This window comes from Aerolutibacter ruishenii, assembly GCF_007830115.1.
Lineage (GTDB): Bacteria > Pseudomonadota > Gammaproteobacteria > Xanthomonadales > Xanthomonadaceae > Aerolutibacter > Aerolutibacter ruishenii.
Genome location: NZ_VLKP01000009.1, coordinates 131,487 through 149,926, shown reverse-complemented (window position 1 = coordinate 149,926; position 18,440 = coordinate 131,487). Strand labels below are relative to the sequence as shown.

General features: G+C 67.8%; 16 protein-coding genes, 1 pseudogene and 1 riboswitch. Of the genes and pseudogenes, 6 read left to right on the top strand and 11 right to left on the bottom strand.

The genetic code is table 11. The features are described 5' to 3' along the window. Window positions 1-3: 3 nt before the first annotated feature. A complete protein-coding gene (locus IP93_RS11550; protein ID WP_242006849.1) occupies window positions 4-831 on the bottom strand; it encodes a UDP-2,3-diacylglucosamine diphosphatase in 828 nt (275 codons plus the stop codon). Next, window positions 828-2,558 (bottom strand): bifunctional ornithine lipid synthase OlsF, encoded by a 1,731-nt coding sequence (olsF, locus tag IP93_RS11545; protein ID WP_144815785.1) that lies wholly within the window; start codon window positions 2,556-2,558, stop codon window positions 828-830. Before olsF ends, IP93_RS11550 begins: the two co-directional genes overlap by 4 nt. Window positions 2,559-2,773: 215 nt before the next feature. Between olsF and metK the strand changes: the two genes are divergently transcribed. Then, window positions 2,774-4,009 carry a methionine adenosyltransferase gene (metK, locus tag IP93_RS11540; RefSeq protein ID WP_144815783.1) on the top strand — a complete coding sequence of 412 codons (1,236 nt, stop codon included), beginning with the start codon at window positions 2,774-2,776 and terminating at the stop codon, window positions 4,007-4,009. A gap of 403 nt (window positions 4,010-4,412) precedes the next feature. On the opposite strand, the gene IP93_RS11535 is transcribed toward metK, so the two are convergent. From IP93_RS11535 to IP93_RS11520, 4 genes are all read right to left on the bottom strand, one after another. Continuing rightward, entirely contained in the window at window positions 4,413-6,962 is a 2,550-nt protein-coding gene (locus IP93_RS11535) for a S9 family peptidase (RefSeq protein WP_144815781.1), read from the bottom strand. A 164-nt stretch (window positions 6,963-7,126) separates the two neighbouring features. Further along, the gene (locus IP93_RS11530; protein WP_199747198.1) at window positions 7,127-7,606 is read right to left on the bottom strand and encodes a redoxin domain-containing protein; all 480 of its coding nucleotides are present in this window, start codon (window positions 7,604-7,606) and stop codon (window positions 7,127-7,129) included. Window positions 7,607-7,720: 114 nt separating this feature from the next. Continuing rightward, window positions 7,721-7,957 (bottom strand): thioredoxin domain-containing protein, encoded by a 237-nt coding sequence (locus IP93_RS11525; protein ID WP_144815779.1) that lies wholly within the window; start codon window positions 7,955-7,957, stop codon window positions 7,721-7,723. An 89-nt stretch (window positions 7,958-8,046) separates the two neighbouring features. Next, window positions 8,047-8,691, bottom strand: coding sequence for a MarR family winged helix-turn-helix transcriptional regulator (locus tag IP93_RS11520; RefSeq protein ID WP_144815776.1), 645 nt, complete (start codon window positions 8,689-8,691; stop codon window positions 8,047-8,049). Between the two features lie 87 nt (window positions 8,692-8,778). After that, window positions 8,779-8,874, top strand: a riboswitch (S-adenosyl-L-homocysteine riboswitch). 80 nt (window positions 8,875-8,954) lie between these two features. Here IP93_RS11520 and ahcY point away from each other — a divergent pair. Then, entirely contained in the window at window positions 8,955-10,397 is a 1,443-nt protein-coding gene (gene ahcY, locus IP93_RS11515; protein ID WP_144815773.1) for an adenosylhomocysteinase, read from the top strand. A 160-nt stretch (window positions 10,398-10,557) separates the two neighbouring features. Here ahcY and IP93_RS11510 read toward each other — a convergent pair whose 3' ends face one another. Then, window positions 10,558-10,953 carry a DUF3224 domain-containing protein gene (locus tag IP93_RS11510; protein ID WP_144815771.1) on the bottom strand — a complete coding sequence of 132 codons (396 nt, stop codon included), beginning with the start codon at window positions 10,951-10,953 and terminating at the stop codon, window positions 10,558-10,560. Between the two features lie 148 nt (window positions 10,954-11,101). Here IP93_RS11510 and metF point away from each other — a divergent pair, with 148 nt between their 5' ends. From metF to IP93_RS11490, 4 genes are all read left to right on the top strand, one after another. Then, the gene (gene metF / locus IP93_RS11505) at window positions 11,102-11,935 is read left to right on the top strand and encodes a methylenetetrahydrofolate reductase [NAD(P)H] (RefSeq protein WP_144815768.1); all 834 of its coding nucleotides are present in this window, start codon (window positions 11,102-11,104) and stop codon (window positions 11,933-11,935) included. A gap of 93 nt (window positions 11,936-12,028) precedes the next feature. Then, window positions 12,029-12,673 (top strand): hypothetical protein, encoded by a 645-nt coding sequence (locus IP93_RS11500; RefSeq protein WP_144815765.1) that lies wholly within the window; start codon window positions 12,029-12,031, stop codon window positions 12,671-12,673. A 195-nt stretch (window positions 12,674-12,868) separates the two neighbouring features. Then, the gene (locus IP93_RS11495; protein ID WP_144815763.1) at window positions 12,869-13,426 is read left to right on the top strand and encodes a DUF4124 domain-containing protein; all 558 of its coding nucleotides are present in this window, start codon (window positions 12,869-12,871) and stop codon (window positions 13,424-13,426) included. Window positions 13,427-13,473: 47 nt separating this feature from the next. After that, window positions 13,474-14,394, top strand: a complete 921-nt coding sequence (locus IP93_RS11490) for a branched-chain amino acid transaminase (protein WP_144815760.1) — start codon at window positions 13,474-13,476, stop codon at window positions 14,392-14,394. A gap of 130 nt (window positions 14,395-14,524) precedes the next feature. Here IP93_RS11490 and IP93_RS11485 read toward each other — a convergent pair whose 3' ends face one another. The 4 genes and pseudogenes from IP93_RS11485 to IP93_RS11470 all read right to left on the bottom strand — a co-directional run bounded on the left by IP93_RS11485 (window position 14,525) and on the right by IP93_RS11470 (window position 18,272). Then, on the bottom strand, window positions 14,525-15,868 hold the full coding sequence (locus IP93_RS11485; RefSeq protein WP_144815758.1) for a sensor histidine kinase: 1,344 nt from the start codon (window positions 15,866-15,868) through the stop codon (window positions 14,525-14,527). Continuing rightward, window positions 15,855-16,538 carry a response regulator transcription factor gene (locus IP93_RS11480; RefSeq protein ID WP_144815756.1) on the bottom strand — a complete coding sequence of 228 codons (684 nt, stop codon included), beginning with the start codon at window positions 16,536-16,538 and terminating at the stop codon, window positions 15,855-15,857. Before IP93_RS11480 ends, IP93_RS11485 begins: the two co-directional genes overlap by 14 nt. 403 nt (window positions 16,539-16,941) lie before the next feature. Continuing rightward, a pseudogene (rimK, locus tag IP93_RS11475) lies at window positions 16,942-17,799 on the bottom strand (30S ribosomal protein S6--L-glutamate ligase); the annotation flags it as partial. Continuing rightward, complete coding sequence (locus IP93_RS11470) at window positions 17,796-18,272, bottom strand: ATP-dependent zinc protease family protein (RefSeq protein WP_144815751.1); 477 nt, start codon at window positions 18,270-18,272, stop codon at window positions 17,796-17,798. The gene IP93_RS11470 and the pseudogene rimK, both read right to left, overlap by 4 nt. Window positions 18,273-18,440 lie beyond the last annotated feature (168 nt).

Below are 18,440 nucleotides of genomic sequence, written 5' to 3'. Positions count from 1 at the left end.
CGGTCACGCGGCATCGGCGAGCGTGCTGCGATCCTCCCGTCCATTCTCGCGCGGCGGCAGCCAAGCCAGCGTTTCATGTGTATGGGACAACACCCGCAACGTTCCGTCGTGGTCCTCGCACAGCGCGGTCAGGCTTTCCACCCAGTCGCCATCATTGGCGTAGATCCGACCCCCACGCTCGAACAGCGCCGCGCGGTGGATGTGGCCACACAGCACGCCATCAAGCCCACGCCGTTGCGCGTCGTCCAGCCCTGCCTGCACGAAGCGCGCGATGTAGCGTTCGGCCGCGCCGCTCCTGCGCTTCAGGAACTCCGCCAGCGACCAGTACCCCATGCCGCACCGCCGGCGGATCAGGTTGAGCCACTGGTTGCCCGTGAGAATGCGGTAATACAACCAGTCGCCGAAACGCTCCTGCAGACCGCCAAAGTGGGTGATGCCATCGTAGTCGTCGCCGTGCGTGACCAGCAGGCGGCGGCCGTCGGCCGTGGTGTGGATGGCCCGCCGCCGCACCTGCATGCGCGGCAGCACCAGGCCACAGAAGCGCCGCGCCGGGCGGTCGTGGTTCCCCGGCACGTAGACCAGTTCCGTCCCGGCGCGCGCCAGCGCATGCAGTGCCTCGACCACGCGCTGTTGCGCGGGCGTCCACGCAGCGCGCCGCAACGACATCCACCACAGGTCGATGATGTCGCCGACCAGGTACAGCCGATCGCAGCGCAGTTGCGCGAGGAAGTCGGCCAGTTCCGCCGCGTGGCAATGCCTGGAACCAAGATGGACGTCGGAGATGAACGCCGCGCGGCGGCGCTGTGGAAGGCGCGCCACCGGCGCGCTCACGCGGCCACCGCATCGACACGCGGTTGGACCGCAGGGCGCTCTGCTCCCAGGTAGCGCTCGCGCTTTTTGGGTCGCAGGGTGTGCAGGTCCACCTCGATCAGGCCGTCCACCGCGTCGCTGAAATCCGGGTCCACGCCGAACGCCAGGAAGCGCGCGCCGCCGGGCTCGCACAGTTCGGTGTACTGCTTGTACAGCATGGGCAGGGTCGCGCCGAGCGCATCGAGGTTGGCCTTCAGCACCCGGAACCCGGTCGCCGCATCCACCTCGCCGAACGCGGGTGGCGCGGCACGGTACACGAACGGTTGCTTCGACTCGGCGTGCAATTCGCGCGTGCCGTAGAAGCGGTCGTAGTAGGCCACGATCTGCTCTCGCGCCTCGGCGGGCAGCGCCGCGCTGATCGACACCGGACCGAACAGGTAGCGCACGCCAGGATGGCGTACCAGGTAGGCGCCAATCCCCTGCCACAGGTAGTCGATGCTGCGGCTGCCCCAGTAATCCGGCACCACGAAGCTGCGGCCCAGCTCCATGCCGGCGGCAATCCGCGGGATCGCGTCGTCGGCGTAATGGAACAGCGATGCGGTGTACAGGCCTGCCAGCCCACGCTCGGCCAGCACGCTGGCGCCGCGCGCCACGCGGTAGGCGCCGGCGATGCGCGACGCCGTCGCATCCCACAACACGATGTGTTCGTACCAGCCGTCGTGGATGTCCAGGTCCAGACCGCGACCGGTACCCTCGCCCACCGCACGGAACGTGAGTTCGCGCAGCCTCCCGATCTCGCGCAGCACCGGCGAGCCGGTCAGCAGGCGTCCACAGCGGATTTCCCGGCCATCGGTGGTGTGGCCCAGCAGCGGCATCGCCTGGATGCCGGCGAGCACCAGCGCCGGCGCAACCGCCTCCACCAGTGGTTCGGGCCCATCCGCGGCCCGCTCGCGCGGCGTGCCGATGGCATGCAGCTCGCGTCGCACCTCGCGCAGGTGCCGCGCGGCGTCCCCACCAGCGGGCACCTGCAGCGGCCGGCCAATGCGCAGCACGATCCTGCGCGAACGCCGCGCGAACATCTCGCGGGCCAGCAGCGCGGTCCCGGCCGGCTTGAACAGTGCCGATGCGCCATAGAACAGCGCCGAGTTGCGCGCCTCCACCCGGATCGGCAGCACCGGTGCGCCGGTGGCCCGGGCGAAACGCAGGAACCCGCGCCGCCAGCGCCCGTCGGTCACGCCGCGCAGCCCCAACCGGGCCACTTCACCCGCCGGGAAGATGATCACGCACTGCTCCGCCTGCAGCGCCTGCTCGACCGCGCGCAGACTCTCCGCGCCCGCGCGGCCGCCGAGGATGCGGACCGGCAACAGCAGCCCGCCCAGGCCCTCCAGCGAGGTCAACAGGTCGTTGGCGATGATCTTCACGTCGCGTCGCACGCGGCCCACCTGCTGCAGCAGCGCCAGCGCGTCCAGCGCGCCCGACGGATGGTTGGCCACGATCAGCAGCCGTCCGGTGGCCGGGATCCGCCGCAACTCCACCGGGTCGGCTTCGTGCCGCACCTGCAGGTAATCCAGCGCGGCCTGCACGAAGTCGAAGTCGCGCAGGTGGCCATTGGCCTGCAGAAAGGCCGCCACCTCGTCCAGGCGCGACCAGCGCCCGATGGTGCGCAGCAGCGGCCGGGCCAGCGTGGCGCGCCGCCCGCGGAACCAGTGTGGGAAACGCTGTTGCAGCTGCTGCTCGAGTGCCTGCATGGTCCGGTCCGACCGCCCCTGTTGGCCGGCAGCCTGCGGCGGTGGCAATACAGCGACATGGCATTTTGGCGTCAGCCACATGACATCACCCCGGGCCGACGCCGTCCGGGCTGGTTGAATGCACGGCAACGCCCGAACGCGCAGAATGCACGGACGCGCCCGACCCTGTATCATGCGCGGCCATCCTTTTATCCGAATGCAAGGATATAGACTCGATGTCCAGCTACCTCTTCACCTCCGAATCGGTGTCCGAAGGCCATCCGGACAAGATCGCCGACCAGATCTCCGACGCCGTCCTCGACGCCATCCTGGCCCAGGACCCGCGCGCCCGCGTGGCCTGCGAAACGCTGGTCAAGACCGGCGCGGCCATCGTCGCCGGCGAGGTGACCACCTCGGCGTGGGTCGACATCGAGGCGCTGGCCCGCAGCGTCATCAACCAGATCGGCTACGACAACTCCAACGTCGGCTTCGACGGCCACACCTGCGCCATCATCAACATGCTGGGCAAGCAGTCGCCAGACATCGCCGCCGGCGTGGACGGCACCAGCAAGAAGGCCAAGAAGCCGGAAGAACAGGGCGCGGGCGACCAGGGCCTGATGTTCGGCTACGCCTGCAACGAGGCGCCGGAATTCATGCCGGCCCCGATCTACTACTCGCACCGCCTGGTCGAGCAGCAGGCCAAGGTGCGCAAGGCCAAGAACAGCAAGCTGCCGTGGCTGCGCCCGGACGCCAAGAGCCAGGTCACCCTGCGCTACGACGCCAACCATAACGTGGCCGGCCTCGACGCGGTGGTGCTGTCCACGCAGCATGACCCGGGCATCAAGCACAAGGACCTGGTCGAAGGCGTGTACGAGCACATCCTGCGTCCGGTGCTGCCGAAGAAGTGGCTGGAGTCGCTGCCCAAGAACAAGATCCACATCAACCCGACCGGCATCTTCGTGATCGGCGGCCCGGTGGGCGACTGCGGCCTGACCGGCCGCAAGATCATCGTCGACACCTACGGCGGCATGGCCCGCCACGGTGGTGGCGCGTTCTCGGGCAAGGATCCGTCCAAGGTCGACCGTTCGGCCGCCTACGCCGCGCGCTACGTGGCCAAGAACATCGTCGCCGCCGGCCTGGCCGACAAGTGCGAGGTGCAGGTCTCGTACGCCATTGGCGTGGCCGAGCCGACCTCGATCTCGGTCACCACCTTCGGCACCGGCAAGATTCCGGACGAGCAGATCGAGAAGCTGATCCGCAAGCACTTCGACCTGCGTCCGTACGGCATCGTGAAGATGCTCGACCTGATCCACCCGATCTACCAGGACACCGCGGCCTATGGCCACTTCGGCCGCAAGCCGAAGGAAGTGTCGTACGTGGATGGCGCGGGCAAGAAGCAGACGGCCACCGCGTTCTCGTGGGAGAAGACGGACAAGGCCGAGGAACTGCGCAAGGCGGCGAAGCTGAAGTAAGCCGGTTGGCGGTTCAATGCAGGATTGGAAACGGGTCGCTTTGGCGGCCCGTTTTCTTTTTCGCGTTTGTTTGAGTGTTCAACAAGGTCAAGTGCTGTTGCTGCGGCGGCAGGGCTGTCGCACGGAGGCGGGCCGCAGGGGACGGTGCTACAGCGCTCCGTCGGCGCATCCTGCGCCGAGTCGCGCCGCCGGCCATCCATGGCCGGCTTTTCCGCACCATCCCCTACGGCCCACCTCCTGACCGGTTGTTTCTTGCGTCTTCAGAACAATCCGGGAAGAGCGGCCCCTCCAAGCGCTGAAGCTCGGGTCTGAAACGTGACGGAAAAGACTGCCCTCGGCTCGGCGTCGCAAAAGAAAACGGTGCCGGAGTGCGGTGCCGCTCTTGGTGTCACGGACGTAAAGGTTACTTGCTGCTGACGTTGGCGCTCGCGCGGGAACCATCGCTGGCGCCGCGCGTGGATGTCGCACCTGCTGCCTTGACGTACCTCTCCAGCCACGCGTCGCTTTCGGCCAGCATGTGCAGGATGGACTCGCGGGCACGGTAGCCGTGCGATTCGTTGGGCAGCATCACCAGGCGCGCGGTGCCGCCCATGCCCTTCACCGCGGCGAACATGCGCTCGCTCTGCATCGGGAACGTGCCGGAGTTGTTGTCCTGCTCGCCGTGGATGATCAGCAACGCGTCCTTGATCTGCTCGGCGTAGTTGAACGGCGACATGGCGCGGTACACGTCCTTGGCCTGCCAGTAGTTGCGCTCCTCGGCCTGGAAGCCGAACGGGGTCAGGGTGCGGTTGTACGCGCCGCTACGTGCAATGCCGGCCTTGAACAGCCGGGTGTGCGCCAGCAGGTTGGCGGTCATGAACGCGCCGTAGGAATGGCCCCCGACGGCCATGCGGTCACGGTCGCCCACGCCGCGGCGTACCAGCTCGTCCACCGCGGCTTCGGCGTTGGCCACCAGCTGGGCCACATAGGTGTCATTGGGTTCGGCGGTGCCTTCGCCCACGATCGGCATGGACGGGTCATCCAGCACCGCGAAGCCACGGGCGAGGAACGGCAGCGGTCCCCAGTAGCTGATGGTGTTGAAGCGGTATGGCGAGTCGGTCACCTGACTGGCCGCGGCGGCGGATTTGAACTCGCCCGGGTAGGCCCACATCAGCACCGGCAACGCGCCGTCACGCCTGGCGTCGTAGCCCGGCGGCAGGTACAGCGTGCCGGTCAGTTCCACGCCGTCCTTGCGCCTGTAGCGGATCTGTTCCTTCTGCACATCCTTCAGCTGCGGCGTGGGATGCGGGAAGCGAGTCAGCGCGAGCGGTGCGGAACGGCCCCTGGTCGCCAGGTCCTGAAGGTAGAAGTTGGTGGGCTCGGTCGGCGACTCGCGGGTGATCAGCAGGCGCGTGGCCTCGTCGTCGAGGATCGCGGCAGGCACCTCGTAGAGCGGTGCCTGCGAGTGGAACAGCCGTGTCTTCTGCTTCGTGGCGAGGTTGAAGCGGTCCACGAACGGGCGGTCGCCCTCCGGGGACGCGCCCGCGCCGCGCAGGAAGATGCTCTGTCCGTCGGCGGCGATCTGCAGGCGCTCGAAGCCGTTGGCGTCGCTGACCGTGGCCGGATTGCCGGGGTCGTTGTAGCGGTCTTCGCTGGAGCCCTGGTGGATCAGCTCCGGCGCCTGTTTCGGACGGTCCGGCGCCACGCGCCATTGCTTCTGCTGTCGCGTCTTCCACCAGTACTCGTCCACCAGCGCGAGGTCGCCGCGTCCCCAGGTGGCCCCCGCATAACGTGAGGACAGCTTCGCCAGCAACGTCGGCCTGGCCTTGAAGGGCGCTGCCTGCACGTACACGGCATCGCGTACTGGGGCCTCGCGATTGGGATCGCCGCCGTCCTGTGCTTCGGCCCACGCGAGGGTGGCGGGGGCGTCGCTGCGCCAGCCGATGTTGCGCACGCCGGTGGGCACCGCGTCGTTGCCCGGCGGCAGGCCTTCCACCAGCGGCAAACGCGCGACCTGATGCAACTGCTTGCCGTTGGCATCCAGCACATCGATCTGGCGCGGGAAGCTGCGCATGGTCACCTGGTAGGAGAACGGACGCACCACGCGCTGCACCAGCAGGTGGCGACCGTCGGGCGAAGGCGCCGCGCCCAGATACAGCGCTGGCTCGGCCACGTTGCGCGTGGTGCCCTGCAGGTCCACCAGCGCCAGCTGCGAGCGCAGGTAATGCTCGAACAGGTTGGCGTCGTCCTCGTTCTTCAGCAGGTCCTGGTAGGTGCGCAGCTGGCGCACACCGGCACCGGCTTCGGTCTGTTGGGTGTTCGGCCCCGTCGGGACCACGCCCACGCTGGGCGCGGCACCCTGCCCGGCTGGCTGCAGCTGCGCCAGCAGCCGTTGGCTGTCCGGCATCCAGGTGTAACCGCGCCCGACGACGGTATTCAGCGGCTGCGCCAGCACGCGGCGTGCGCTGCGCGCGGCCACGTCCACCACCCACAGTTCGTTGGCGCCGGTGCGTGTGTCGATGTGATTGAAGGCCAGGTGACGCTGGTCCGGCGACCACGCCATGCTCGCAACGGCAAGCGGCTGCGGCAGGCCTTGTACCCGGGTCTCCGCACCCGTGGCGACATCCATCAGCCACAGGTCGGTACCGAAGGAGAAGCGGCTGGCGGCATACGAGCGCGGGTTGATGCGCAGGCCAGCGAGCTTGAGTTCGGGCTGGGCCACCAGGTCGATCCCTGGCAGCGGCGGGGTCTGCAGCAACGCGACGATGTCGCGCCTGGGGCCCAGCATCAGCTGCGGCGCACGTGGCGCATCGACGATGGCCTGCAGCGCCGATGCTGGCATCTGGTAGCCCGATGCGGACGCATCATTGGCGGCCAGCGGCGACTGTTTCGGCAACGCCTGTGCGATTGCCCCCAGTGGCAGCACCGCGACGATCAACCCCGCGGCGCAACCACGCCACACCCGGTTCTTCATGCAACACCCCTCATGCGACACCCCATGGACGCTTGTCCGTCCGAGCGTCGCACACCACGAACCGCGGCGAAAATGACGAAAGTCCCGAGTCGCAGCTTCCGGTTGGCGGTTGGCGGTTGGCGGCGAGCATCTGACGATGACCCGCCATCAGGCCCGCACCACCCTCACGCCTGCTGTTCGCCCATCAACATCGCGATCTGCGCCCCCAGCGCCAGGTCCTCCACCTGACCGAAATGGTGGTGGCGCAGGCGACCGCGGCGGTCGATCAGCAACAGCGTAGGCGTACCGCGCAGGCCATACACACGCATGGTGCGGGGAATCGGCCCGTCGGCAGACGGCATGTCCACGCCAACAGGAAACCCGATCCGGTACTCGTGCAGGAACGCCTCCAGCGCAACCGGCGTCATCGCCTCGTGGTGCTCGAACACCGTATGCAGGCCGATGACCGCAACCGCTTCGGCCGGAAACGCCTGCCGAACTCGCTGCGCCTGCGGCAGGCCATGCGAGACACACCCCGGGCACAGCATCTGGAACGCTTCCACCACCACCACGCGTCCGCGCAACGACGCCAGCGTGATGGGCGCAGGCGTGTTGAACCAGCGTGTCACCTGCCACTCGGGCGCGGCTTGCATGGCTTCGATCATCGACAGTGAGTCCTCGCAGGTGGCCCGCACCCCGTGGGCGGCGCGGGCTCCAGGTCATCCGGCCGGGCCCCTGCCCACGGCAGGGTCATGGCCCGTGGTCCGGGATGGGGCTGCTCAGCGCAGGTCAGCCAGCGACGCACCGAAATTCACATGCATGGGAACGCCGCTGATGACCATCGCGGGTACCGACTTCACGCCTGCCGCCGCGGCCTCATCCAGGCGCCCGCGCTGCTCGCCCAGATGCACGATTTCGACGTCGTAACGGTTCGGATCCAGCGCGTCGGCGAGCGTGCGCTCGGCTTCCACGCAGACCGGGCAACCGGCGTGATAGAACACGGCCTTCTGTCGCATACTCGATTCTCCTTCTTGCCTGCTCATGACGGGTGGCTTGGGGAACGGGCGGCACCCGATGGCAGTCGGGTGCCGTCCTGCTTTTCCGCTCAGGGCGGAACCGGTCGCCGGAACCGTTCAAGGTTCGCGGCGAAATCCTCGGGATCGGCCGGCTGCTGCTCGGCACACTCAACGCGCAGTTCCAGGTCGCCGAACGGCTGCCCGATGTACTCGCACACATGTGGCCGCTGCGCATCACCACTGGCGAACGGCCGGAAGTAACGACAACCCAGGCAGGTGCGCAGTCCGGTCGCCCACCCCTGCTCCTGCGCCTGCGCGACCAGCAGTTGGGTGACCCGCAGCAGGGCCGCCACGTCGGCGTTGTGCAGCCCTTGCACCAGCCCGGCCATGCCGCGTCCGGCGCCGGCCAAGCGCGCCGCCACCGCACGCCCCTGACGGTCCAGTCGCACCAGCGAGGCGCGCCCATCGGCGGGGTCCGGGCGACGCCGGATCCAGCCCCGGGCCTCCATCGATTTCAGCGTATCGCTGAGGCTGGCGGCGGAAACACCGAGACGCTGCACCAGCCGTTGCGCGCGCTGCTCCGGCTCCGCGCCGGACAACAGCCGCAGCACGCCTGCCTGGGTCGGTGGCAACGCAGGGCCGTCGCCACCGCGCCATGCCTGCGCGCGCGCCAGGTGGACGAGCTGTTCCAGCCCGGCGGCGGCCTGTTCACGCTGGCGGTCGATGGCGGTCATGGCCTGATGTTAGGACTCCTAACTATCAGGATCAAGCCCTGCGTCGCCACCGGCGTTCGCGGCCCGGTACGCGCTACAATGCCGGCCTTCGCCGAGGGGCGCTGCGACCGTGACCAGGAGCACGGCCAGGCTCGGCGGACCCAGCGGCAGGCCACTGCCGTGCACCAACGGCGCCCGATGTCCGCGGACCAGCCGCCTGACCCGTCAGGCCACGCTGACCGCAAAGCCCGCCCCGCGCGGACTTTCCACATTCGGAGCTATCAATGAACGCTGTTGCCAAAACCTTCTCCCAGGAAGGCGACTACAAGGTTGCCGACCTCTCGCTGGCCGACTGGGGCCGCAAGGAACTCGACATCGCCGAGCACGAGATGCCGGGCCTGATGTCGATCCGCAAGAAGTACGCCGCCACCACCCCGCTCAAGGGCGTGCGCGTGACCGGCTCGCTGCACATGACCATCCAGACCGGCGTGCTGATCGAGACGCTGAAGGACATCGGCGCCGACGTGCGCTGGGCCTCGTGCAACATCTTCAGCACCCAGGACCACGCCGCCGCCGCCATCGCCAAGACCGGCACGCCGGTGTTCGCGTGGAAGGGCGAGACGCTGGAGGAATACTGGGACTGCACCCTCGACGCGCTGAGCTTCCCCGACGGCAACGGCGGCTTCCTCGGCCCGCAGCTGGTGGTGGACGACGGCGGTGACGTCACCCTGCTGATCCACAAGGGCTACGAGCTGGAGAACGGCAGCGACTGGGTCAACACCCCGTCGGACAACCACGAGGTGCAGGTGATCAAGAACCTGCTCAAGCGCGTGGCCGCCGAGCGTCCGGGTTACTGGCACAAGGTCGTGGCCGACTGGAAGGGCGTGTCCGAAGAGACCACCACCGGCGTGCACCGCCTGTACCAGCTGGCGCAGGAAGGCCAGCTGCTGGTCCCGGCGATCAACGTCAACGACTCGGTCACCAAGAGCAAGTTCGACAACCTGTACGGCTGCCGCGAGTCGCTGGCCGATGGCCTCAAGCGCGCGATGGACGTGATGCTGGCCGGCAAGGTCGCGGTCGTCTGCGGTTACGGCGACGTGGGCAAGGGCTCGGCTCATTCGCTGCGGGCCTACGGCGCGCGCGTGGTCGTCACCGAGATCGACCCGATCAACGCCCTGCAGGCCGCGATGGAAGGCTTCGAGGTCAACACCGTCGAGAGCACGCTGGGCCGCGGTGACATCTACGTCACCACCACCGGCAACAAGGACGTGCTGACCCTCGCGCACATGTCGCAGATGAAGGACCAGGCCATCGTCTGCAACATCGGCCACTTCGACAACGAGATCCAGGTCGATGCGCTCAATGCCTCCGGCGCCACGCGCACCAACATCAAGCCGCAGGTGGACAAGTACACGTTTGCCAATGGCAACAGCATCTTCCTGCTGGCCGAAGGCCGCCTGGTGAACCTGGGCTGCGCCACCGGCCACCCCAGCTTCGTGATGAGCAACAGCTTCTCCAACCAGACGCTGGCGCAGATCGACCTGTGGGCCAACAAGGACTTCTACGACCCCAAGGTCTACATCCTGCCGAAGAAGCTGGACGAGGAAGTCGCGCGCCTGCATCTGGACAAGATCGGCGTGAAGCTGACCACGCTGACCGCCGAGCAGGCTGCGTACCTGGGCGTGCCGGTGGATGGGCCGTACAAGCCGGACCACTACCGCTACTGAGCCACGTTGGTCCGCGACCCCTCGCGGCACTGGCCGGAAACAACGGAACGGGCGCTTCGGCGCCCGTTTCGTTTGTGTCACCGCACCTCTGGTCCCGCCCCACCTTCGTTCCGCCGCCGCCAGCCGACGGCATGCATGACCCCGGATGCAAGTCGCGGACTCAATCGCGGTCGTCGAAGGTGTAATCGAACTCGTAGTAATGCGCACCATCGGCAATGGTGATGGCCATGCGCCCATCGATCCCGGCCAGCCCGTCGCTGCCCGAGTCCGGCACCACCGCCAGTTGCAGCGTCGCCGCGCCGCGGTTCATGGTGCCGCTGTGCTGCAGGGTGAAACTGCCGCTGCGACCTTCCAGCGTGCCCGTCACCCGCTCCAGCGCCACATAGCCCGCAGACCCGTCCACCGGAGTGCGCGTGGCCAGCATCTGCCCTTCACTGCGGCCGTCCAGCGGGCCATGGAACTGCTTGTCGATCGCCATCCGGTTGATGACCGCCGTGCCGCCTTCGTCTGCCAGCGGTGTCAGCGTCACGTCGAAGGTTCCGTTCACCTGCCTCATCACCCTGGCTCCCGTCATATCCGCAGGGGTGGACCATCGCCCATTGCCGGCCAATCTGCCAAACCATTCATTCAGACTCCGTCAAAATATTATTGATTCATCGCGATGAAGCGATATACTCATGACCGATCCTGCCCCGGGCCCCCGCATGACGCTCCCCATCAGCTTCGAGTTCTATCCGCCCAAGACCGACGAGCAGCGGGCGCAGCTCGACAAGACCGCGGCCAAGCTGAAGGCACATTCGCCGGACTATGTCAGCGTGACCTTCGGCGCCGGCGGTTCGACGCTGAGCCATACGCCCGAGGCGATCCAGTACCTGCGCGGCCAGCATGGCTACGACGCCGCCCCGCACATCACCTGCATGGGCGGCTCGCGCGAGGAGATCCGCGGCCTGCTCAAGCTGTACAAGGCGCTGGGCGCGCGCCGCCTGGTCACCCTGCGCGGCGACCTGCCCTCGGGCATGGTCAGCCCCGGCGACCTGCGTTACGCCAGCGAACTGGTCGAGTTCATCCGCAACGAGACCGGCGACCATTTCCACATCGAAGTGGCGGCGTACCCGGAGACGCATCCGCAGGCGCGCGACGCGCACACCGACCTCAAGGCTTTCGCGACCAAGGTCAAGGCCGGCGCCAACGGGGCGATCACCCAGTACTTCTACAACGCCGACGCCTACTTCCGCTTCGTCGACGACGCGCGCAAGGCCGGTATCGACGTGCCGATCGTGCCGGGCATCATGCCCATCTCCAACTTCAGCCAGATCCGCCGCTTCTCCGAACTTTGCGGTGCCGAGATCCCGCGCTGGGTGGCGCAGCGCATGCAGGCGTATGCCGACGACGTGGACAGCGTGCGCGAGTTCGGCGCCGAAGTGGTCGCGCAGCTGTGCAGGCGACTGATCGATGGCGGCGCACCTGGCCTGCACTTCTACACGCTCAACCTGTCGAAACCGACACTGAACGTGCTGGCCCGGATTGGCGTTGTTTGATTGAGGTTCAGCGCCAGGCGCATTTTCCAGACAGTACGTTGACGACCTCCCGGGGAGCATGCACGCCACCCCGCGTTGTTCGTCATGCGTGCCATGAAAATGCTCCCCGCCACTGCTTTCACCGCCCTGACCCTGCTCACCGCATCGATACCCGTCGCCATGCCGGTCAATGCCGGCACCGGCATCCAGCGTTGCCAATCGGCTGACGGCACCACGGTCTACACCGACAAACCGTGCTCGGTCCATGGCGCCAGCACGGCAGCCATGGACGCTGACCTGTTGACCCGCATCGCTGGCGAAGAGGCCATGGCCGAAGCGCATTACGACCTGGTGGATGCCAACCAGTCGTTGGCGCCGGCCGTAGCGCCTGGGCGTCGATCGGCGGCCGCAGGCTGCGCGCGTTCGGCCACGCAACTGGCGATGGACCTGCGCGGCGCCTTCGCACTGGGCGACATCAACCGCATCGCGGAAAGCTTCCAGTGGGCGGGCATGACGCACCGCCAGGGCCAGCGAGGCATGGAGCGCATCGACCGGCTCAACGACGCGCCACTCGTGGACGTGCAGTACCTGGATGGCACGCTCGGCTTGGCCGGGCTGCAGCTGGCGGATGCGTCGGACACCACCATCCACGATGCAGGCACGGGCATCATGCAACTGTGGTTTGGCGAAGGTGGCTCGCAACGCATCGTCGACCTGGAGGTCAGGCGCTACCAGGGGTGCTACTTCGTCTCGTTCTGAACGCGCACAGTCTCGGGGGACAGCCGGCGTCAGACAGCGGCGCATCGTTCATCGCCACGAACGTCGAGCTTCCGGGACAGCGGCCCGGATCGCGCTCCGAGCGCGACAGGAATCGCATGAACCCTGCCACAACCTCGCAGGAAACTGGCATGGCGCACCCTGTTCGCCCACCCCTGCTGGCGCTACGCTGAAAGGATGCCGCGCTTCCACGCCCTCCACCTCATGGCGCCCCTGCTGCTCGCCCTGCCCTTGCTGCCGAGCCTCGCGCACGCCCAGGTGCAGCGCTGTACCGATGCCACCGGCACGATCACCTACACCGACAAACGCTGCCGCGACATCGGCGCCGAACCCGCGCCCGCCAGACCCGCGGATACGGGCGCAGTGGCCCGCACAGTCCGCGCGCCCCGCTGCCAGCGCAACGTGCAGGACCTGGTCCACGCGATCACCAACGCCATCGATGCACGCGACCCCAACCGGCTGGCGGCGCTGTACCACTGGCCTGGCACGTCCAGCGCCGAAGGCAACCGCGTGATGTCGCGGCTGGCCGAGGTCACCGAGCGCCCCCTGGTGGACGTGACGGTGGTCATGCCCGCGGCTCCCGATGGGACGGACGGCGGCTATTACCCGCAGACCACGGCCCGCCAGGCCCCCATTGGCCTGCGCGTGGAACAGACCCTCGCCAACGGCAGCACGCCGTCACGCACGTTCTTCGCCCTGCGACGCCACATGGACTGTCTCTGGATCAGTTTCTGACCTCTCCAGCCGGTAAAATGCCGGTTTCGACCCACCGAGACGCAGGCATGAGCATGCAATACCCTGAATGGATCTGGCACAACGGCGAAATCAAGCGTTGGGCCGAGGCCACCACCCACGTGATGGCCCATGCCCTGCACTACGGCTCTTCGGTGTTCGAGGGCATCCGCTGCTACGAAACCGCCAACGGCCCGGCCATCTTCCGCCTGACCGACCACAACAAGCGCCTGTACGCCTCGGCCCGGATCTACGACATGCCGATGCCGTACGACCTGGCCACCATCAACGCCGCCTGCCGCGAGGTCATCAAGAAGAACAACCTGACCAAGGCCTACCTGCGTCCGTTCGCCTATCGCGGCCTGGGCGGCTTCGGCCTGTCGGCGGACACGCCGGTGGAGATGTCGGTCGCGTCGTGGTTCATGGGCCCGTACCTGGGCGAAGGCGCGCTGGAAGCAGGCATCGACGCCTGCGTGTCCAGCTGGCAGCGTTTCGCGCCCAACACCATCCCCGCTGGCGCCAAGGCCGGCGGCAATTACCTGTCCGGCCAGCTGATCGCGCGCGAAGCGCGGCGCCTGGGCTTCGGCGAGGGCATCGCACTGGCGTCCACCGGCCTGCTCAGCGAAGGCGCCGGCGAGAACCTGTTCCTGGTGTTCGATGGCGCGTTGCACACCACCCCGGTGTCGGCCGCGCTGCTCAACGGCATCACCCGCAATACCCTCATCACGTTGGCCAGGGACGCCGGCATCGAAGTGGTGGAGCGCGACATGCCGCGCGAGTACCTGTACCTGTGCGACGAGTTGTTCATGTGCGGCACCGCCGCCGAGATCACCCCGATCCGCTCGGTGGATGGCCGCCAGGTGGGTGCGGGCCACGCCGGCCCCGTCACCCGCCGCATCCAGGAGCTGTTCTTCGGTCTGTTCGACGGGCGCACGCCCGACAAGCACGGCTGGCTGGAAATGCTGGACTGAGAGCGGAGCGACGCCTGCCGGCTTGCGGTCCGCTCCGCCGCGCGCTTCGCCTGGAACCCGCCCCCCACAACGCCACCGCCTCGCGGTGGCGTTGTGCCTTCAGCACTCCGGGGCTGTCGGGGACGGTTGATCAGCGCGAAAAGGTCAGCGTCGCCAGCACGCCGCGCACATCGCCCGGACGTACGCTGACCTCCCAGCCGTAGAGGTCGCACAAGCGGCGCACGATCGACAGGCCGATGCCACCGCCCTGGGAGTGCCCCGCATGCGTGCCGCGGTAGCCCCGCTGGAATAGCTTCGCGGCATCCTCGGCACTCAGCCCCGGACCGGAATCGGCGATTTCCACTGCCTGCCCGGCCAACCGCACCACCACCTCGCCGCTGGGCGTGTACTTCACCGCGTTGCCGATCAGGTTGCCCAGCGCCACGGTCACCGCAGCCTCGGGTGCGTCCACCACCAGCCCGCGCTCGCCTTCCAGCCGCAGTTCCAGCGCCTTGCCGCCCAGCTGCGTGCGGTGCACGTCCAGCAACTGCTCGGCTTGCCTTGCCACGTCGGTCGCGCCGTGACCGCGCTCGTTGCGCGACAGCAGCAACAACGCGCTGATCAGGTCCGTGCATTGCTGCTCGGCGCGCTGGATGCGCTGCAGTCGTCCGCGGGTCTTGTCATCGAGTTCCGGCTTGGACAGCAGCAGCTCGACCGCGCCACGGATCACCGCCAGCGGCGTGCGCAACTCGTGGCTGACGTCGGCATTGAACTCGCGGTCGCGCTGTACCACCTCGGTCAGGCGCCCGGCGTAGTCATCCAGCGCGGCCGCCAGCTGTCCCACCTCGTCGTCGGGAAAGTGACTGGCCAGCGCCTCCGGCAGCGCCGTGCGGCCGGATTTCTTCAGCCGGGTGGCCAGCTCCGACACCGGGCTCATCACCCGCGACGCCGACCACCAGCCCACCACCAGCGACAGCAGGGTGAACACCACCACCGAGCTGTAGATCGCGCGGTTGAACTGCGTCTCGCCGCGCATCGACTGCGTCATGTCGTAGGCGAGGAAGAACCACTCGTCCTGCGTCTTGCGCACCGCGAGTTTGTACGCAAACGGGCTGCCATCAGGGTTGCGCCCGGTGATGCTGTGGATGCCATCGTGCAGTTCGTACCAGTCCGGCTGCTCCAGCCGCAGCGCCTCGAAGTTCTCCCGCTTCACCACCCGGCCCAGCATCTGCTGCACGCCGAACTCGGGCTTTGCGTCGGGCTTGGCGAAGTACTGGCGCGCGTACTCGTCGATGTTGCGGTTCATCACGTCCTCGACCAGCGTGTTCTCGACCCGGGTGCGGGTCCAGTTGGTCGCGAACGCGAACAGGGTCGTCAGCCCGAAACCGAGCAGGACGAAACCGAGGATGATGCGGCTGCGCAGCCGCCTGCGGTACCGCCGCCGGTGGCGGCGCGGCGCCGGAGCCGGAGCCGGAGCCGGGTCAGCTGGCGCCATCGGGCGGGGCGATGCGGTAACCGATGCCGTGGCGGGTCTGGATCATCGGCTCGCCAAAGGGCTTGTCCACCATCGCGCGCAGGCCGTGGATGTGCACGCGCAGGCTGTCGGAGTCGGGTAGCTCCTCGCCCCACACGCGGGTTTCCAGCTCCTGCCGCGTGACCACCGCCGGCGACGCCTCCATCAACGCCTGCAGGATCTTCAGCGCGGTCGGATTGAGCTGCAGCAGCTTGCCCTGGCGGCGCACTTCCAGCGTGTCCAGGTTGTATTCCAGGTCGCCCACGTTGAGCACGCGCGTCTGTACGCCGCGCCCGCGGCGCGCCAGCGCGTTGAGCCGCACTTCCACTTCCTGCAGCGCAAACGGCTTGATGAGGTAATCGTCAGCGCCGGAGTCGAAGCCCGCCAGCTTGTTGTCCAGGCTGTCGCGCGCGGTCAGCATCAATACCGGCGTCTGCTTGCGCGCCTCGTTGCGCAGCTTGCGGCAGACCTCCAGGCCGTCCAGCCCGGGCAGATTGAGGTCGAGCACGATGGCATCGAACTCGTGCACCACGGCCAGGTGCAGCCCGGTGATGCCGTCGGCGGCGAAGTCCACGGTGTGCCCGCGGTCCTCGAGGAAGTCGCCGAGATTGGCGGCGATGTCCTGGTTGTCCTCAATGACTAGGATGCGCATCGAATCGTCCTGTAGGTGGGTCCTTCGACCGCGTCGCCGCGCCCGGGTTCCAATGATCGCCGACAGTGTATGCCGGAAAACAAAAAGACCCAGACGGGGAATCCCCACGCCTGGGTCAAAAGGTGTTGCCCCGATACCGAAGCCCGCTTTCCCGGGCCAACCTGACGCGGAGAGGCAAAGCAACGGTGGGAACAGATTACGCAGGGACCGATTAAAGCGCCGTTAAAGCCCCCGCCCCGGCCCATTGGGAACAGGGTCAAGCGCGTCGGGCCCGACCCCGCCGTTTGCGCGCATCATGCGAAGATAATCTGCGATCTTCTGCCAACGCCATTGAATATTCACCATTCGCCAAGTCACCCTCGGCCCGCCTGGCCGCATCTCGGCTCCGCGCCGCCTGTCCGTAGACGTACTCGATCACCGCACCTGCCACATCCACCCCGGAGGCCTCCTCGATCCCCTCCAGCCCCGGGGAGGCGTTGACCTCCAGCACCAGCGGGCCGCGTGCCGAGCGGATGAGGTCCACGCCCGCAACGCCCAGTCCCAGTGTCTGCGCCGCAAGGATCGCCGTCGCCTGTTCCAGGGCGGTCGGCTTGATGCCCTTGGCGTGGCCGCCGCGATGCAGGTTGGAGCGGAAGTCTCCCTTGGGCGCCTGCCGCTTCATCGCCGCCACCACCCGGTCGCCCACCACGAAACAGCGCAGGTCCGCCCCCTTGGCCTCGGCGATGAACTCCTGCACCACGAACTGCGCGTACAACCCGCGCAGCGCCTCGATCACCCCGCGCGAGGCCGACGGCTTCTCGGTCAGCATCACGCCCGCGCCCTGGCTGCCCTCGTTGAGCTTGATCACGTGCGGCGGCGGACCGAGCATCGACAGCAGGTCCACCGTGTCGTCCGGATTGTCGCCAAAGACCGTCACTGGCAGCCCGATGCCCTGCGCGGCCAGTAACTGGTGGCTGCGCAGCTTGTCGCGGGCACGCAGCACCGCCTCGGAGGGGTTGGGGGACCAGGTGCCCATCAGTTCGAACTGGCGCAGCACGGCCGAACCGTAGCGGGTCACCGAGGCGCCCACGCGCGGGATCACCGCGTCGAATCCGCGCAACTCGCGGCCCTTGTAGTGCATGTGGAAACCGTCGCTGGCGATTCGCATGTAGCAACGCAGCGGGTCCAGCACGCGCACGGTGTGGCCGCGCTCGCGCGCCGCCTCCACCAGCCGCCGGGTGGAGTAGAGCTTGGTGTTGCGCGACAGGATCGCGAACTTCATGGCAACGGCATCCCGGGCATCGAGGGTGGCAGCGCGACGTGGGGACGCGCGCGGCCGTGGAGGAAGGATCGTGACGGATCGACGGTGAACGCACGCGCCATGGCCGTGCGGCCGAGCAACATCGGGAACAGCATGCCCTGGCGCTGGGCAAGGTTGATCTCGATTTCACGCTCCACGCCGCCCAGTACCAACGTGGTCCGCAGGAACGTCCGCAGCGTGCGATGGCCACCCGAGTCGGTGACCACGCGCTCGTCCCGGATCGGCGCCGCGGCCTCGACGGCCGCCTGGCAGCGTGTCCCGGGGGTGACCCGGAAGCCCACCCACGGCGCGCCCTGTTCGTGGAACCGCCACTGCGCATCCACGTGCAGCGCCGAGGTGCGTGCACCGGAATCCACCTTGGCGCGCACCGCCTCGATGCCCAGGCCAGGCAAGGCCACCCATTCCCGCCATCCCAGCACGACCGTCGTTTCCATGGCGACTCCCGCTTGACCCCGACCATGCCGACCAGCATCCAGCTGGACCAATACATTTGCGTGAAGCCAACCGGCCCAGCCGGAGGGCCGCGCCGGCCGCCGAACACGTAATGCTGAAACCAAAACGGCGGTCAACCTCGAAGGAGGCTGACCGCCGTTGGATCTGGA

What these genes read in the sequence shown, in the direction of transcription:
- ahcY (WP_144815773.1), top strand. Translation starts at nt 8,955, where the DNA reads ATGAACGCTGTTGCCAAAACCTTCTCCCAGGAAGGCGACTACAAGGTT.
- IP93_RS11520 (WP_144815776.1), bottom strand. Translation starts at nt 8,691, where the DNA reads ATGACCGCCATCGACCGCCAGCGTGAACAGGCCGCCGCCGGGCTGGAA.
- IP93_RS11530 (WP_199747198.1), bottom strand. Translation starts at nt 7,606, where the DNA reads ATGATCGAAGCCATGCAAGCCGCGCCCGAGTGGCAGGTGACACGCTGG.
- olsF (WP_144815785.1), bottom strand. Translation starts at nt 2,558, where the DNA reads ATGCAGGCACTCGAGCAGCAGCTGCAACAGCGTTTCCCACACTGGTTC.
- IP93_RS11510 (WP_144815771.1), bottom strand. Translation starts at nt 10,953, where the DNA reads ATGAGGCAGGTGAACGGAACCTTCGACGTGACGCTGACACCGCTGGCA.
- metF (WP_144815768.1), top strand. Translation starts at nt 11,102, where the DNA reads ATGACGCTCCCCATCAGCTTCGAGTTCTATCCGCCCAAGACCGACGAG.
- IP93_RS11490 (WP_144815760.1), top strand. Translation starts at nt 13,474, where the DNA reads ATGAGCATGCAATACCCTGAATGGATCTGGCACAACGGCGAAATCAAG.
- IP93_RS11525 (WP_144815779.1), bottom strand. Translation starts at nt 7,957, where the DNA reads ATGCGACAGAAGGCCGTGTTCTATCACGCCGGTTGCCCGGTCTGCGTG.
- IP93_RS11485 (WP_144815758.1), bottom strand. Translation starts at nt 15,868, where the DNA reads ATGGCGCCAGCTGACCCGGCTCCGGCTCCGGCTCCGGCGCCGCGCCGC.
- IP93_RS11480 (WP_144815756.1), bottom strand. Translation starts at nt 16,538, where the DNA reads ATGCGCATCCTAGTCATTGAGGACAACCAGGACATCGCCGCCAATCTC.
- IP93_RS11495 (WP_144815763.1), top strand. Translation starts at nt 12,869, where the DNA reads ATGCCGCGCTTCCACGCCCTCCACCTCATGGCGCCCCTGCTGCTCGCC.
- IP93_RS11470 (WP_144815751.1), bottom strand. Translation starts at nt 18,272, where the DNA reads ATGGAAACGACGGTCGTGCTGGGATGGCGGGAATGGGTGGCCTTGCCT.
- IP93_RS11500 (WP_144815765.1), top strand. Translation starts at nt 12,029, where the DNA reads ATGAAAATGCTCCCCGCCACTGCTTTCACCGCCCTGACCCTGCTCACC.
- metK (WP_144815783.1), top strand. Translation starts at nt 2,774, where the DNA reads ATGTCCAGCTACCTCTTCACCTCCGAATCGGTGTCCGAAGGCCATCCG.
- IP93_RS11535 (WP_144815781.1), bottom strand. Translation starts at nt 6,962, where the DNA reads ATGAAGAACCGGGTGTGGCGTGGTTGCGCCGCGGGGTTGATCGTCGCG.